Genomic DNA, 15,091 nt, shown 5'->3' with positions numbered 1-15,091 from the left:
TGCAGCTATGAAGAGCGTTTTACCGAAAGCCGTGGAGAGATTGTCGCAGGTTTTGTCTAGCCTGCCTGGTGTTGGCCCAAAAACGGCCAACCGTTTGACGTTCTACTTGTTAGGACGCAAGGACGAAGAGCTCGAAGAATTTGGCAAAGCTTTTTCTGAGCTAAAAGGGAACGTAGTCAGCTGTTCAACTTGCCATATTGTTGCCGAAGCCGACCCGTGTCCGATTTGCTCCGACACAAGTCGCGAGCGTGAGAAACTAGCAGTCGTTGAGGAATCACTAGACGTTTTAGCTCTGGAGAAAGCCCGCTTCACTGGTCGTTATCACGTGCTTGGCGGCCAAATCTCGCCAATTAACAACGTTGGCCCCGAAAACTTAGCAATTGACCACCTACTAAAACGTCTTGAGGGTAACGAAATTAAGGAAGTTATCCTAGCGACTGATCCGTCGCTCGAAGGCGAAGCGACAGCGCTCTACATTGATGAGCAGGTAAAAAATAAACAGCAAGCCAAGAATATCGCCGCTGAAATAATTGTCACACGCTTGGCACGCGGCTTGCCGGTTGGTGGCGATCTTGAGTATGCTGACGAACTAACTTTAAGCCGGGCCCTGGAGGGTCGTCGTTCGTATCACAATGAGTAGTAACATAACTGTAATTTTGTTTTAACTTTCGCTAATATTGCCCTATGGAACACACTGTAGATCAAGAATTCGCCTGTGAGGATTGCGGCTTTACCTCCCCGATCCCCAATGAAATTTGCCCTAACTGTAGCGGCCGCATGATGACGCTTGATGCGCCTGCAAAGCACCGCAGCGCTGTCAGCGAGTCAGACGAGGACGAATCCCTGAGCGAACAAACAGAAGGTGGCGGGGCAGAAGATGGCCAAGAGCTCTCACTCGAGCGCCTTCAGGAAGAAGAGTCCCAGGACGATACTCACGACGACTACGGCGACGGTGACGAATAGCAGCCAGCACTACACCTGCCGGCCTGTTCTCCGGAAAAAAATTAAGGTAAAAGTAAGGTAATGGCTTTAGAGCTTTACAATACTTTGACGACAAAAAAGGAACCCTTCTATTCTATTGAGCCGCATAAGGTTCGGATGTATGTTTGCGGCCCTACTGTCTACGACTATGACCATATTGGGCACGCCCGGACATATTTGAGCTTCGACCTTTTAAACCGGGTACTTCGCTACGAGGGCTTCGAGGTGAATTATATCCAGAATATCACTGACGTCGGCCACCTGATGAACGACGCCGAATCAGGTAAAGATAAGATAAGGCAGAAGGCTCAGGAGACTGGCGAGACTACTGTGCAGGTAATCGAACAGTTTAGCGAGGCTCATAAGAGGGATATGTCACGCCTGAATATCCTCGAACCTGATGAGTACCCGAAAGCCTCCTCCCATATCAAGGAAATAATCAAGTTTGTTGAGGAACTTATTAAAAAGGGGTTCGCATATGCTACATCTGAAGGAAATGTATATTTTCGTGTCTCGAGAAAACAAGACTACGGCAAGTTAAGCCATCGGGGTATTGCTGAAATTGTCACCGGCACCAGAACTGAACCTGCTAAAGACAAACTGTCACCAGCAGATTTTGCCCTGTGGAAAGCAGCGCCGTTTGGGGCCAACGAACTGGTCTGGGACTCGCCCTGGGGCAGGGGTTTTCCTGGTTGGCATATCGAGTGTTCGACGATGAGTCGCAAGTATTTGGGCGATACTTTTGACATTCACGGTTCAGCTATTGAGCATATTTTTCCGCACCACGAGAATGAGATCGCCCAGACAGAGGCGCTAACAGGTAAAACTATGGCCAATTTCTGGATTCACGGCGGTATGTTAACGGTAAACGGTCAGAAGATGAGTAAGTCGCTCAAGAACACCATTCTGATCCAAGAAATCTTAGAAGACTTCTCGCCAAACGAAATTCGCCTGGCAATGTATCAAACTCATTATCGTCGCCCATTCGACTATACCAGAGCAAATATGGAGCAGGGCGTCGCTTTAAGAAAGAAAATTTTCGGCGCCTACCGTAATTTGCCGTCGGAAACTAACGCGGAGATATGGGGACAAATCATCGCTGCTCTCGAGGACGATCTTGATACCCCCCTAGCTTTACAGATCTGGTCACAGAACGCGACGGAGATAAGCCTTGAGGATACCGACAAGCTTTTTGCAATCTTCGGCCTTGTCTATCGAAAAGTGGAAGAAGACCCGCCAGCCCAACGCTTAGCCGCTGATAGGTATAGCGCTAGAGAAAAAAAGGACTTCCTGACGGCTGATAACCGTAAGGCGGAACTACTTCAGCTAGGGTACGACGTTCTAGATACCGACGACGGCACAGAATACGTGCCACGGTAATAAGCCTTAAAGGTAATTGTGCATTCCCGCTAACGGTGAGTTAATTTTTCGGCAACTAAAAGTATATAAATAGTATATGCGAAATACCTGCTATAATGATTGACTTTTAGGTAGGCATATGCTATTATCCCGTCGTACATTAAGCGCGATGGTAAACGCTTGTAGGTGCCGTCTCGGCTGGGACTAGGGAGAGTTGCCATATGGGTTGAGCTTGCTCATCCCGGCAATATTCCTCCTGCCCTTCTCCTGGCTGAGACGGCGCCTGCAAGTAAGGCGACCACGACGCTCAGTGCGTTGTTTTACAAGCAGGACAGAAACTTATGTTACCAACGACAAATGGAGGTGAGCCCGTGTATCGGATGCTCAGACTATTCGTAGTTCTCGCGGCGCTCGTTATGGGCGTCGCCCCGACAACTTTTGCTGCCACACAGCAAGCCCAGCACACGCTCGGCGTGCAGTGGCTGGGGAAAACTGAGGAACGGCTTCGGCAGAGCGTTTCCATGTCGTTCAACGCTTCGGCGTACGACACAGGAGGCACTCGCGAAGACAACCTCGGCGGCTCGTACTCGGCAATCACCGGGTACTACCCGCAAGTTCCCCGCGGCACCGTCTTGGATCTGCGCATCATTGCGCGGGGTTTCAAGAGGATAGAACGAGTCTGGATCTGCGTTGGCGAAAGCGCCAACGGCAAGGACAGCAAAGACGAGCGCAGCGGCATCTGGGACTACCAGGGCTATCGCTATCGGCTATGCCGTACGACAGAATTCCCAGGCGAATTCTCGTATCTCTTCGACACCGACCAGTCACCGCTTCGGCCGATTCCACTTCAGTGGATCGTCGAGCACCGTGACGATCGGGATCGATACCAGGTGGCAATTTTCACGTTCACCTGGACCCGCGGCGGTATGATGACCGGTAGCTTGGAGATCAACATCTTGCGCGGACCGGCGGACTACCGACAGTTGCGGGGGACTGAGATTCTCCGCTTCTTGAAAGGGTTCTTGCCGATCGACGCGACTCCCGACAACAACGGGGGCACCTCAACGGTGATCCCTGGTCAGGAAAGCACGCAGCGCATCGGCGGCTCCAAAACCGCCGGTGGCGAGGAAGATCTGCCGTACCGTGGCTCGACGCAAAATCGAGACAACGGCCAGACGGCTAACCGCACCGACATCGGTGTCGGCACAGCGCTCTTCCTCGACGAGCCCAAGTTCGCCAACGAGGCGATCCTGGGCGACGACGAACTTCAACTCGCCGCTAAGGGCCGCGTGACTGGTCGCGAGATCAGCACCAAGCCTAACGGCTGGAACGTGATCTACGTCCTGTCGAGCAAGCCTTTCGAGGCCAAGCTCATCAAGGACGGTCGCGCTGATTTCCAGTTAGCGGTAAGGAAACGTCAAGACGGCATTCACTGGGTTCGAGTATGGGCGCGTGCTAACACCATGATTGGTGCCACGCTCGCCATCACCCAGGACGGCCAACGAATCAGCTACGCCATCGCAAGGAGCAAATGAAGACTATGAAGCGAATCTACGCTTTCCTCGCAATTCTGGCCGTCAGCGCTTTTGCGATGACGGCCCACGCCTCTCCACGGCTCGGTGTTCGGCCCTTGAACTACAAGATCCGCAATACCCAGGCCTACAAGGCAGCGACGCTGCCGCAGAAGATCGAGATGACCGGCAAGTCCGACAAGGGCGCGGCCGAACTTCTCGATGACGCCTTCGGTTGCCAGCACTGGCGACACGACGAAGACGTCGAAGAGGTCGGCTACGGCACAATTCCTCCGGCTAACCCCAAGGAAAAGAACTTTGCCAACACCGGCCTCGATCGAAACGGCAAGCCGCTTGCCTACGCTGACGCGCGGGCCTACGCCGTCTCGTACACGACGGTGGTCTGCAAGCGCTGTCCGGCGCCTAAGCCTGTAGACGTCAAAGATGACTGCATCAACACGTTGCCCAGGAATAAGGAACAAGCCAAACGCGCACGCAAGCTCCCACCGAGCCAGAACTACTACGAGACGACCAACGAAACCGAGATCCTCGACGTCGACATCGACGTTCGGGCCTCGGCGACCGCGATCGTCAACAACGACATCACCGCCTCGGCGGCGACTGCCCCGATCACGATCAACATCACCGGGCCGGCCGCGGCACCAGTGATGGCGTTCGCGCCGTTGCAGAACCAGTTCAGCTGGCACTCAACGTCGAACTCCCTGATCTCCGGCTCGATGTCGTTCGCCCGCCCGGGCGACATCAACATATGGAACAAGGTGATAAGCGTGAACAACAATAGTAACGCCAACACCAACGTTCTGAATAACGTGAACAACATCGTCACGGGCAACGGCTCAAGCGGCTCCGCATCCGGTTCAGGAGCTGGATCGTCCACGGCCGGCTCTGGAAACGGCGGTGGCTCACCCGAGCCATCCGCCGAGCCGAGCGCCGACTGGCGGTATGAGGACGGACACCGACCTCTTGCCGCCTAACGGCCACTACTACTTCCCATCGCAGCGGGTGCCCCTCCTGGGGCACCCCTGCACCGACCTTCTTCCTACAAGAAACTTTCTAATTTAGAAGAAAATACAAATCTAAGATTTACATTTCCCTCTAAAAATAGTAGAAAGCTCCTTGTGGCAATAAGGCCACAACGACAATCGGCAGGTCGAACCGATTGCTGCGTGACGAACATCAATTAATAGGAGGAAAGAGAAAATGAATAAAATTACTCTTACTATTATTGCAACTGTTTTAGGCACTGCTTTAGTTGCTGGTTACGGCAGCGATGTTGTTGTTGCCAGTACTAATGTTAGTAATTCAGTTGTAAGTGTTAATAACAATGCAAACGCAAACGCCAATGCTCTTAACAATGTGAATAATATTGTTATTGGTAATGGCGCCTCTGGCTCTGCCAGTGGTAGTGCGTCTGCAAGTGCGTCAGCTTCGGCTGGCAACCGTGGTAATCGTGGCTCAAACGCCGCTGCCGCTGCTGCCGCCGCTGCGGCTGCTTCTGGTTCAACTGGTAACCAAACGGTTACTAGCCTCCAGAACTGCCCAGGCACAAGCGCTTCAAGCGCTGCTGCTGCCGCCGCTGCTTCTGCTTCGGCTAGCTCTTCAGCTGCTGCCCGTGCGAACGCTAACTGCGTGACCACCAAGGTTGCTGCTGAAAAGACAACCAGCCTGCCTAAAGCCGGTGGAGAAATCTACCTGTTTGCTGGCTTAGCTGCTGTCGCTGCTGCCGGTCTTCGCAAGCTTATGCTTGCTAAGAAGGAAGCCGCTCTTCTTGCCTAACTAGGCCAAGAAACAAAAGACACCCGAAAGGGTGTTTTTTGTTAGGCATTTTTAAGTAAAAGGTAACAGGATAAAATAAACACATGGCCACTGACGATCGCAAAAAAGAACTGGACGCAATTTTAGATATCTCATCCAAGCGTGAACGGATGGCGGCAATTCAGCAGGAAATGGCCGATCCTAAATTCTGGGAGGATCACGAACGTGCTGCCAAGACCGCGCAAGAGCTGAAACATTTAGACGATATTATCTTGCGGTTTGATCTGGCAGAAACAGAAGCTGAGCTTGAGGAACTTGAGGATGAAGCAACGTACACAGGCGCCCATGACAATTCTTCAGCTTTCTTGTCGGTTCACGCCGGCTCCGGCGGTACCGAAGCTCAGGACTGGGCTGAAATGCTCTTGCGAATGTACATGCGATACGCCGAAAAAGCTGACTGCAAAGTTCAACTGCTTGATCGTGTCGAAGGCGAGGAGGCCGGCATTAAAAACGCGACCCTTTTCATTCAGTGTTTCCGAGCGTATGGGCGGCTTAAAGGCGAAAATGGCACGCATCGTTTGGTTCGCATTAGTCCATTTGATTCCGATAAGGCCAGGCACACCTCGTTTGCCTTAGTCGAAGTAGTACCTGAAATTGAGCGCAGCGAATTAGCGATCAAACCGGATGAATTAAAGATCGATGTTTACCGAGCTGGTGGTCACGGCGGACAGGGCGTTAACACTACTGACTCAGCCGTACGCTTGACTCACCTTCCGACGGGGATCGTTGTGACGTGCCAGAACGAACGGTCTCAGCTTCAAAACAAAAACCAGGCCTTAAAAATTCTACAAGGTAAACTACAACTGCTCGACGACGAGAAGCACCGAGCTGAAGAACAAAAGCATCGCGGCGAACCCGTCTTAGCTTCATGGGGCAACCAAATCCGTTCTTACGTCTTACAGCCGTATCAGTTGGTTAAGGATCTGCGGAGTGGCTACGAGACTTCGGCGGTGCAAGATATCTTGGACGGCGAGATCGAGCCTTTCCTCGAGGCCTACCGAAAGCACGTCGCACAAGGTAAAATCAATTACAGGTAGAGTTTGCTTTAACTCAGAAAGGAAAATATGGCATTACCAAGTTTCGGACAGATGATGAGGCAGCAAATGTCGAATGTCCGGTGGACAATCGACAACTGCCGAACGGAAGCTTAGGGAAATGCTAAAATTGCTCCTAGCATTTCGTAAGAAGCGAGCGCACTACTAACAAAGAAAGGAATTCATGGCATTACCAAGTTTCGGACAAATGAAAGACATGTACCAATTGCAGAAAAAGGCAAAGGATGTACAGAAACAACTCAAAAATTTAGAGATCGAAGCCCGCTCCACTGACGGTACTGTTGGCGTCATCGTGAACGGTGAGATGAAAATAGTCGAGATAACTATCGCCGATGAGGCGCTCGACGCTGGCAATAAAAATCAGCTTGAAAGCAACCTTAAAGACACGATCGGCCAAGCGATGGCCAAAGCGCAGAGCGAGTCCGCCGCGCGTTTACAGCCGATCTTAAAAGACTTCAACTTCCCAGGTATGTAAATGTTTTCCCTAGTGATTGTGGGCGTAGTTGTCGTTATCGGCATCCTCGTCCTCTTAAGCGATGGGGAGGATCGCGAATAAATGAAAGCAATAATTGGCTTAGGCAATCCTGGCCGTAAGTACGACAGAACCCGTCACAACATCGGTTTCCGGATTGTTGAGGCTTTAGTTCACAAACTCCACGGGGAATTTAACGAGGGTGGTTATATACCGGCCCAATATTTCAAGAGTGGCGACGTTGAGATTTTGAAGCCGCTCACCTACGTTAACGAATCGGGAGTTGTCGCAAATAAAATCAAACAAAAGCACGGCTTAGACCACGAGGATATTTGGGTCATCCACGATGACGTCGAAATTCCTTTTGGCGAAGTTCGCGTGAAACTTGGCGGCTCAAGTGGAGGGCACAACGGTATTAAATCCATCGACGAGGCAATCGGCCCGGAATATTGGCGGATTCGTGTTGGTGTTGGCAGGGACGCGAAATTTGTAGAATTAGCTGATTACGTCTTGGCGCCGTTTACGGAGGAGGAAGAAAAAGAGTTAGGCTCTGTCATTGACCGAGTGGTTTCCTACCTGATACAATCAATTGACGAACAAAATCTATCAGCGATAACATTCAATGCCAAAGAAAAACACCAAGACAGTACAGGACGATAATCCGGTTGAACTCGAGAAGGATTCCGAACGGGAAGCCGAAGGTTTAAGTCGCCACCACAGCGAAGCCTCGATAGACGAGGCGGCTTCAAGCCCCGACGAAGAGGCGGAGAAGGGCTTAGCGGCCGAGGAAGGCGCTGATGTTGATGCTGATATTCCTGCCGAGATCGCGGCGATTAATACTGACAATGAGATTGCCAAAGAACTAAACGAACCGGCAACGAAAAAGGGCGCTAAGAAAACCGAGAGTAAAAAGGTCGTATCTAAGAAGGCAAAACTACGCTCCAAAAAATACCACCAGGCAAAGAATCAAGTCGAAGCTGGCAAGCGTTACCCGCTAGACGAAGCAGTGACGTTAGTTAAGAAAGTTTCTTTAAGTAAATTTGACGGCTCGATTGAGGTGCACCTAAAACTTATCAAGAAGAAGGGCAAAGTCGTTTCTGAATCACCGAAAGGCTTGTTCCATCTGCCGCACGGTTCAGGCAAACAAAAAAATATTATTGTTCTAGATGAAAACAAAATAGAAGAGATCGCCAAGACCAAAAGGATTGATTTTGATATCGCCTTAGCTTCGCCGGAGTTGATGCCTAAAGTTGGTAAAATTGCCAAAATTCTCGGCCCTAAAGGCAAAATGCCCGATCCGAAATCCGGCACGGTTACTAACGACCCAAAGAAAACCATCGAAGAAATCAACGCTGGCAAAGTCGAGTACCGCATTGACGCCCAGAACCAAGTTCACCAAATTGTTGGCAAAGTCTCTTGGGACGACGCAAAACTGCTGGAAAACATTCGCGCAATTTTTGCGACCCTACCTAAATCACGGATCGAGACGGCTCATCTGTCGGCCAGTATCAGCCCTTCCGTTTCAATAGATCTAAACTCGCTTTAAGTCATGACGCGGCGGTTAATCCTGCCGATTGGTTTCTTGCTGGTAGTTATTGCCATAGCAATTGGGCTCTCGGTCTTTAACACTGGCCCAAGCTATACCGATAACAAAAAAGCCAGCGAATTAATCAAGCCGTACTTAGTTAATGAGGCAATTAAGCCTGTCACACTGAAGGACGGCGACGGTAAGATCGTGACAATTGATTCCTCCGTGCCTGATAAAACTCTCATCACACTTTGGGATGCGACATGCGGCGAGTGTGCCATCGGCCTGCCCGTCATTAGTGCGTTCGCTGCGGCACACCCAGACATTAACGTCGTCTACGTTAATGTTAAAAATAATAAAGAGCAGGCTGATGAGGCACTCAAGAAATATAACCTCACCTTTGAAACACTTTACGATGCTGAGGGCGCAACCTCGAAGGCCTGGTTCGCGACGATGCCCGCTACCTATTATATACGCGGTGGTTATTTCAAAGCTTTTTTCCCGGGCCGTATCGGCGCCGAACACCTTAACGCCATCTTGACCCTGAACTAACTTTTTGCGACAATGCCTTAGCTACGAAGAAAGTAGGTGGCCGGGCAGCCTGCCCCAAGCCGTAAATCCTACCGAGGGCAGAACCAAAGTTCTCCTTGCTTCGTATATAAGGAGATTTTCAATCCATGCCACTGGTGAGAGCCCAAAAAGAAGCTTTAGTTGAATCGCTGGTCACCGACCTGCAGGAGTCACGTGTCGCCCTGATCGTTGCCTACACCAAGCTTAATATGAAAGCTAACGACGAACTGCGCACTAAAACTTTCGAGCAAAACGGCAAGATCAAAATGCTTTCCAACAACCTGCTGCGCCTAATTTTAAAGCGCCTGGGGCGAGAGATTGACATCCCTGAAAAAACCTTGGCCTTAGCTTACGGTTTCCAAGATGAAGTAACTGCCGCTAAAACTTTGGTTGAATTCGGTAAAGAAACCGAAGCGCTGGAAGTTTTAGGGGGCTGGATCGATGGTAGTTTCTTCGATGCCTCCCAAGTCAAAACACTGGCTTCACTGCCAAACAAAGAGACTCTTCAAGCACAGTTGGTCGGCCGCCTTGGCGGTTTAATCGGATCGCTAGCATATTCTTTGAATTATCCGATGCAGAAATTTGCTTTTGTGGTCGAGGCAGTTAAGAGTTCACAACCGGCTTCGCCAGTTGTGGAGGAAGCAAAAACAGAAGTTACAGAAGCAGCTAATGCTGAATCAGGGCAACCAAAAGAAGAAACTGAAACTGTAGAGACTCCTGCACAAACTAGCGAAGAAAATGCAGAAGTATCCACAGAAGAAAGTGAGATTAAAGAAGAAAAAGAATCCTTCGACTCCGCTCAGGATGAAGAAGTTAATAATAAGGAAGAAGTAAAGGAGAATAATGAGTGATAAAACAGACAAATTGATTGACCAGATCGCCGAATTGTCGGTAATGGAACTGTCCGAATTAGTGAAGGCCGTCGAAGAGAAGTTCGGCGTTTCCGCCATGCCAGTTATGGCTGCTGGCGCCGCACCCGCAGCCGCTGGTGCCGCCGCTGGTTCTGAGGCCGCTGAAGAAAAATCTGAGTACAATGTCGTACTCGCTGCTTCCGGCGATCAAAAGATCGCGGTCATTAAGGCTGTTCGCGAAATCAAACAGGAGCTTGGGCTGAAGGAAGCTAAAGACCTCGTCGATGCCGCTCCTAAGGAGCTCGGCATGATGAAGAAAGACGACGCCGAAGCTGCCAAGAAACGTCTCGAAGAAGCCGGCGCGACTGTCGAACTAAAGTAAGAGAATTCAAAGAATGAACACAAAAAGTACCCGCCTCACCGCGGGGCTTTTTGTCTTGCGACCCTATGCTTAAAGAATTAGATTACATTAAAAGGATTGTAGAATGTTACCAGTTTGTCAATCGCGTAGAAAATCATGCGTTAACCCCACACGCGCAAATGTGCATAGCTAAAGAAATGACCGACGAGCTGCGAGAGACGACAAAAGAGATCCTCTCTAACCCAAAAATGTTTCTGAAGCCTCCTACTGAGGATGATATAGATAGGATGTACGCAAAGATAGAAGAGCAATATTTTACAAACCTTAATAAAGCTGCTCGCTACCTCTCATGGGTTTATAATTACAGCCTAGTAATGATGTGCGGCATATTCGATGCATTCCTGGAGGACAGTATGGAGGTTGCATTAAGACATTCTTCTCCAACCGAACCTCTCCTCTCACTCGTAACAAATTATCTAAAGGTGTTTTCAAAAAAAGACTTGAAGAGTAGGTTGCAAGACTACGAGCACGTGCTTGGTATAAGCCAAAAAGAATTTTTTGATTTCTCACTATTCACACAAGATATTCAGGATAAATATAAAGTCTTCAACCAAGAGAAACTGCGGGAGATATATGCAAAACGTATTGCAGCCGCTCATAGTGACCAGGTAGTTATTAGTAAAGAGGAACTGGTGATGGTAAGCGATGTGCTGCAAAAAATAATGATTAACCTATCTCAAAAAATTGGTAATAAGTCTGGGATACCTACCCAGCTCAAAGAGCTTGCTTCGTGAAATAAATTTGGAAAATGAAAACAAAAATAGAGATTCTGGAGTTTATAAAGCGTCATCAAGTTTGTGTCTTGGCTACTTCGTCAAAGACAGGCAAACCCGAAGCTGCCGCGATTGAGTTTGCCGAAACTGACAACTTCGAGCTGATCTTTGATACGTTCTCAACCTATCGCAAATACCCAAACCTCAAGGCCAATCCTAACGTTGCGGTGGTCATTGGCTGGGAGGACGCTACGGTCCAGTACGAAGGGGTAGCGACGGAAGTTGATGGTGAAGAGATGGAGGAGCTGAAAAATATTTTTGTCAAAAAGAACCCGGGAGCAAGTAAGTTCTTCGATATTCCTGAAACCAGATATTTTAAAGTTACCCCCGAATGGTTGAGGTACCGCGACTACAGCACTACACCCGAAACGCTTATAGAGCTAACGGAGTTTTGATGGCCTTATTTTTCATTACAGGCAGCGCCAATAAATTTGCAGAAATTAAATCTATTATTCCCGACGTTGAACAAATGGACATTGACCTGCCGGAGATTCAAAACATCGATGCGCACGAAATAATTAAAGCAAAATTAGAAGAAGCTCTAAAACATAAAAAAGCCGGATTTATTGTCGAAGATACTTCGCTTTATCTCGATTGTTTGAAGGGTTTACCCGGACCTTTGATTAAATGGTTTTTGAAAACTGTTGGCAATGACGGTTTGGCCGAAATTGCTACGAAACTCGGCAACGCCAAAGCTCAAGCCAAAACGATTATCGGCTACGCTTCGGAAGGTGGCAAGATTGAGTATTTTGAAGGAGTGATTGAAGGGACAATCGTTGCGCCGCGCGGCGAGACAGGTTTTGGCTGGGACCCAATTTTTTGTCCAGATGGCCGTGACAAAACATTCGCCGAAATGGGTCAAGAGGAGAAGAATTCTTTTAGTATGCGCAATATTGCGGCTACGAATCTAAAAGGTTACTTAAATGGCTAGCGAGAACCTTCTTGCTGGATACCGTTATGCAGGGGGCTATGTGGGCTTGCCTTATGAGACGCCTCTAATTGCGTCGACATTAGAAATTGATGGCGAAACATTAGTTAAAAAATCGGAATTCCATATGAGTATTTTTTGTGTCAAAAAGTACGCGCCAGAAATGGCTCAGCTTAAAGGTGTTTCGGAAGAGGACGCCGAGCAGACGATTTTAGAAGAAGCTAGTCGATTGTTAAAACAGTTTCCGATTTCAATTGAACAGTTCAAAGACGAGTTCCGATTGGCTGAAGAGCGGGACAAGAAGACTGTCGTCGTGATGTGCCAAGCAAAAAACTTGCAGGAATTTTTCGACGGTATGCGTCAAGCACTCGGGATGGATTTTCTCAACCAGCCAACACACGTTACGTTATATACCCGTGAAAACGGTTCTGGGATTGGATTGCCAGACCCCGAGGAAGTAGCGAAAATAACGAGGCTACTGACGCCGGAAGAAACAGAGAGTGTAAAAAACGCGATAAATTTTGAGTCATTATGAACATCGAAGAACTCCGGGTATTTTTGCTTGAGGCCAATAAGAATGGTTATGGAAATGAATCCACAAAGATTCTAAAAAATTCTGACAACTCGGAAACGATTATCTACGAACGTGGCGACTGGAGATTCCACGACAGTTGGGTCGGCGGAGTGAAATTTGGCGGCCGCGATATCGTATCGCTAAAAAACGTGCCGATTTGGATAATGACGTACTACGGCTACCCGCTCGATAGCGACGTCAATGTTGGCGAGCTTTATGGATTCCTGAAACGAGCTCTAATGAAGATGCCCGAAGATAGACCTTTCAGGGGACCGGGATTGTTAGTAGAAGGTGACTGGCGATACAGTAACAAAACCGAAGGAAGTGTTGAGCGCTTTGATGGTATGGAGCAGATACATTTCAAGGACGGTTTAGTTTACGAAGCCCGTTTTATGGGCGGCGTTGTGGGTGACTGATGAGCAGGCAACCACCGAAAATTATTAAAGAAGTTGGGTTTGATTTTGACTGGGACGAAAAGAAAGTCTGGGCACTCGATCTTCCAGTCGAAGAAATGGATATAGACGAGTTAGTTTGGCATTTCGACGTTCCATTTCTGTGGACGAAGCCGGATGGATATTACAACCTGAAGCCCGATGAAGTGTTGAAAAACCCTAAAAAATACCAAGGCGAGTACGACCGGACGCAGAAGGCTGATCTATCGCATCCAATTGACATCATGCACTGGCGGGGGCGTTGGCTGATTTTGGATGGTCTGCACCGTTTGATGAAGGCTAGTTCACAGGGAAAGGCCAAGATTGAAGTTCGTAAAGTACCGCAATCGGAAATCCCCAAAATCCTGAAGGATTAAAAGAAGCCTCGACATTTGCGTGTCGAGGACTTCTTTGTCGTGTATGTACCAAGGTTGTGCTGAACACTTGTGATCAACAAGGTTCATTACGAAGCGCAAACTCCGCTAGCAAAACGGGAACCCATTTGCCCCACGACAGGGTTGTAGCTGGGCTCAAGCAACAATCCCAAAACTTAACGAACAAACGAGCAACTATCGACGAACACGGTCACGTATTGTTGCCAGGTACGCTCTAACTTATCAAAACGGACAACGGACCGATCACGAACGCGGACACGATCCCTAACCCAGAGAAGACAGACCGTCTCTCTGCGAGCCCCCGAAAGGACTCATTATTAGTATACACATTTTAGCGTTTATTCTTTTGTAATATGGTACGACCCCGCTTGTGGGCGGGGTCGTGGAGTTCATTGACGTACGGTCACTACAGAATTTCGGAAGCTCTTCTTTCATGCTCTTCCTTGAAGCTGTTTTTCACGAGCGTCAACTACCTTGTCGAGCACGTTAACCGGCCAACGTGGAGGCGGGTACTTGAACGAGCTAGGGTCAAACTTGGCCCCAACCGCCGGAATGTGTTCAGGAACGAAGCTGGTTCGGAACACCCATCCGGGGAAGTCAAAGCCCATAAATCCGCCGATTGCTTCATTTATCTCAGGGATAAAGTGATGTATCCGGTGGTACCAATAGACTTTTTTTGCCACTTGACCAAGGCGATCGGATCGCTCAACGCACCACTTCCACCACCTGTCGTAGTCGAGGTGCTCTACGGCGTGCTTCACCTCGTAAAGCCAGTACGACCACGCAACCGCCGCCCCGCCGCTGATGAGCCACGGCAGGGAGGGGAAGATGAGCTGCAAGGGGATTAACGCCACGACGGCGAAGAATCCCCAGAAGGCCGCCAAAGTCCACGCGGGGAACGCCGAGGATTCGATCTGCTTTGGCTCGGTGATCGGGTAGGCGTCACCGTAGGTTAAGCCGTGATGCTTGCGATGCTTCCGGGCTAATCCTTGGAGAAATCTCCAGAACACCTTATGAAGAATGTACCGGTGGAATCCAAACTCGAAGAAGGCCACGCCCATATGGAAGGCGAGGAAGCAGCCCAAGTAGGCAAGAGGGGTGTTCTCGAACTGAACCCGTTGGGCGTCTGGCCACCAGCTGAGCAGGTAGAAAAGGCCATACCGGCCGAGGATCAGTTGTAGGACGATGAATGTAGTGAACATTCCGAAAGCGAAATCGACTCGGTCCGGGAAGCGGTAGAGGGCGAGCCTTTTAAGCCAACCCAAGGTCCACTCCCAGAGAATGATGAAGGGGTTTTCCATGAGTTGCTCCTGTCTGCCACGCAACTGAAAGGTGCACGGTCTAATCAAGTTTACAGGAACACCCCCTAACTGCTAGAGCTAGGGGGTGTTGGCGAGGGAGCCCAT

At 49.4% G+C, this 15,091-nt stretch carries 20 protein-coding genes; 19 read left to right on the top strand and 1 reads right to left on the bottom strand.

Annotated features, from left to right (window positions below; all coding sequences use genetic code 11):
* Positions 1-7: 7 nt before the first annotated feature.
* The 19 genes from recR (at position 8) to HY845_02595 (ending at position 13,667) form a co-directional block, all read left to right on the top strand.
* On the top strand, positions 8-640 hold the full coding sequence (gene recR, locus HY845_02685) for a recombination protein RecR (GenBank protein ID QQG51449.1): 633 nt from the start codon (positions 8-10) through the stop codon (positions 638-640).
* A 44-nt stretch (positions 641-684) separates the two neighbouring features.
* Positions 685-963 (top strand): hypothetical protein, encoded by a 279-nt coding sequence (locus HY845_02680; protein QQG51448.1) that lies wholly within the window; start codon positions 685-687, stop codon positions 961-963.
* 60 nt (positions 964-1,023) lie between these two features.
* Positions 1,024-2,361, top strand: coding sequence for a cysteine--tRNA ligase (locus tag HY845_02675; GenBank protein ID QQG51447.1), 1,338 nt, complete (start codon positions 1,024-1,026; stop codon positions 2,359-2,361).
* A 359-nt stretch (positions 2,362-2,720) separates the two neighbouring features.
* Entirely contained in the window at positions 2,721-3,875 is a 1,155-nt protein-coding gene (locus HY845_02670) for a hypothetical protein (protein QQG51446.1), read from the top strand.
* A 5-nt stretch (positions 3,876-3,880) separates the two neighbouring features.
* Positions 3,881-4,846, top strand: a complete 966-nt coding sequence (locus HY845_02665; GenBank protein ID QQG52159.1) for a hypothetical protein — start codon at positions 3,881-3,883, stop codon at positions 4,844-4,846.
* A 226-nt stretch (positions 4,847-5,072) separates the two neighbouring features.
* On the top strand, positions 5,073-5,648 hold the full coding sequence (locus HY845_02660; protein QQG51445.1) for a hypothetical protein: 576 nt from the start codon (positions 5,073-5,075) through the stop codon (positions 5,646-5,648).
* 83 nt (positions 5,649-5,731) lie between these two features.
* On the top strand, positions 5,732-6,724 hold the full coding sequence (gene prfB / locus HY845_02655) for a peptide chain release factor 2 (protein QQG51444.1): 993 nt from the start codon (positions 5,732-5,734) through the stop codon (positions 6,722-6,724).
* 181 nt (positions 6,725-6,905) lie between these two features.
* Positions 6,906-7,217 (top strand): YbaB/EbfC family nucleoid-associated protein, encoded by a 312-nt coding sequence (locus HY845_02650; GenBank protein QQG51443.1) that lies wholly within the window; start codon positions 6,906-6,908, stop codon positions 7,215-7,217.
* Positions 7,218-7,298: 81 nt separating this feature from the next.
* Complete coding sequence (locus HY845_02645) at positions 7,299-7,874, top strand: aminoacyl-tRNA hydrolase (protein ID QQG51442.1); 576 nt, start codon at positions 7,299-7,301, stop codon at positions 7,872-7,874.
* A complete protein-coding gene (locus HY845_02640; protein QQG51441.1) occupies positions 7,837-8,760 on the top strand; it encodes a 50S ribosomal protein L1 in 924 nt (307 codons plus the stop codon). The genes HY845_02645 and HY845_02640 overlap by 38 nt, the downstream gene beginning before the upstream one ends.
* A gap of 3 nt (positions 8,761-8,763) precedes the next feature.
* Positions 8,764-9,294 (top strand): redoxin family protein, encoded by a 531-nt coding sequence (locus HY845_02635; protein ID QQG51440.1) that lies wholly within the window; start codon positions 8,764-8,766, stop codon positions 9,292-9,294.
* A 134-nt stretch (positions 9,295-9,428) separates the two neighbouring features.
* Entirely contained in the window at positions 9,429-10,163 is a 735-nt protein-coding gene (locus HY845_02630) for a 50S ribosomal protein L10 (GenBank protein ID QQG51439.1), read from the top strand.
* Complete coding sequence (gene rplL, locus HY845_02625; GenBank protein ID QQG51438.1) at positions 10,156-10,545, top strand: 50S ribosomal protein L7/L12; 390 nt, start codon at positions 10,156-10,158, stop codon at positions 10,543-10,545. The genes HY845_02630 and rplL overlap by 8 nt, the downstream gene beginning before the upstream one ends.
* 65 nt (positions 10,546-10,610) lie before the next feature.
* Entirely contained in the window at positions 10,611-11,318 is a 708-nt protein-coding gene (locus HY845_02620; GenBank protein QQG51437.1) for a hypothetical protein, read from the top strand.
* Positions 11,319-11,332: 14 nt separating this feature from the next.
* Complete coding sequence (locus HY845_02615) at positions 11,333-11,752, top strand: pyridoxamine 5'-phosphate oxidase family protein (GenBank protein ID QQG51436.1); 420 nt, start codon at positions 11,333-11,335, stop codon at positions 11,750-11,752.
* Positions 11,752-12,288, top strand: a complete 537-nt coding sequence (locus HY845_02610) for a non-canonical purine NTP pyrophosphatase (GenBank protein QQG51435.1) — start codon at positions 11,752-11,754, stop codon at positions 12,286-12,288. Before HY845_02615 ends, HY845_02610 begins: the two co-directional genes overlap by 1 nt.
* Complete coding sequence (locus HY845_02605; protein ID QQG51434.1) at positions 12,281-12,820, top strand: hypothetical protein; 540 nt, start codon at positions 12,281-12,283, stop codon at positions 12,818-12,820. Before HY845_02610 ends, HY845_02605 begins: the two co-directional genes overlap by 8 nt.
* The gene (locus tag HY845_02600; GenBank protein QQG51433.1) at positions 12,817-13,275 is read left to right on the top strand and encodes a hypothetical protein; all 459 of its coding nucleotides are present in this window, start codon (positions 12,817-12,819) and stop codon (positions 13,273-13,275) included. Before HY845_02605 ends, HY845_02600 begins: the two co-directional genes overlap by 4 nt.
* Entirely contained in the window at positions 13,275-13,667 is a 393-nt protein-coding gene (locus HY845_02595; protein QQG51432.1) for a hypothetical protein, read from the top strand. The genes HY845_02600 and HY845_02595 overlap by 1 nt, the downstream gene beginning before the upstream one ends.
* Positions 13,668-14,116: 449 nt before the next feature.
* Here HY845_02595 and HY845_02590 read toward each other — a convergent pair whose 3' ends face one another.
* On the bottom strand, positions 14,117-14,986 hold the full coding sequence (locus tag HY845_02590; protein ID QQG51431.1) for a hypothetical protein: 870 nt from the start codon (positions 14,984-14,986) through the stop codon (positions 14,117-14,119).
* Positions 14,987-15,091: the final 105 nt, after the last annotated feature.

Source organism: Candidatus Berkelbacteria bacterium (assembly GCA_016432625.1).
Classification (GTDB): Bacteria; Patescibacteriota; UBA1384; order 2-12-FULL-50-11; family 2-12-FULL-50-11.
This window is presented reverse-complemented; position numbering and strand designations above follow the sequence as displayed.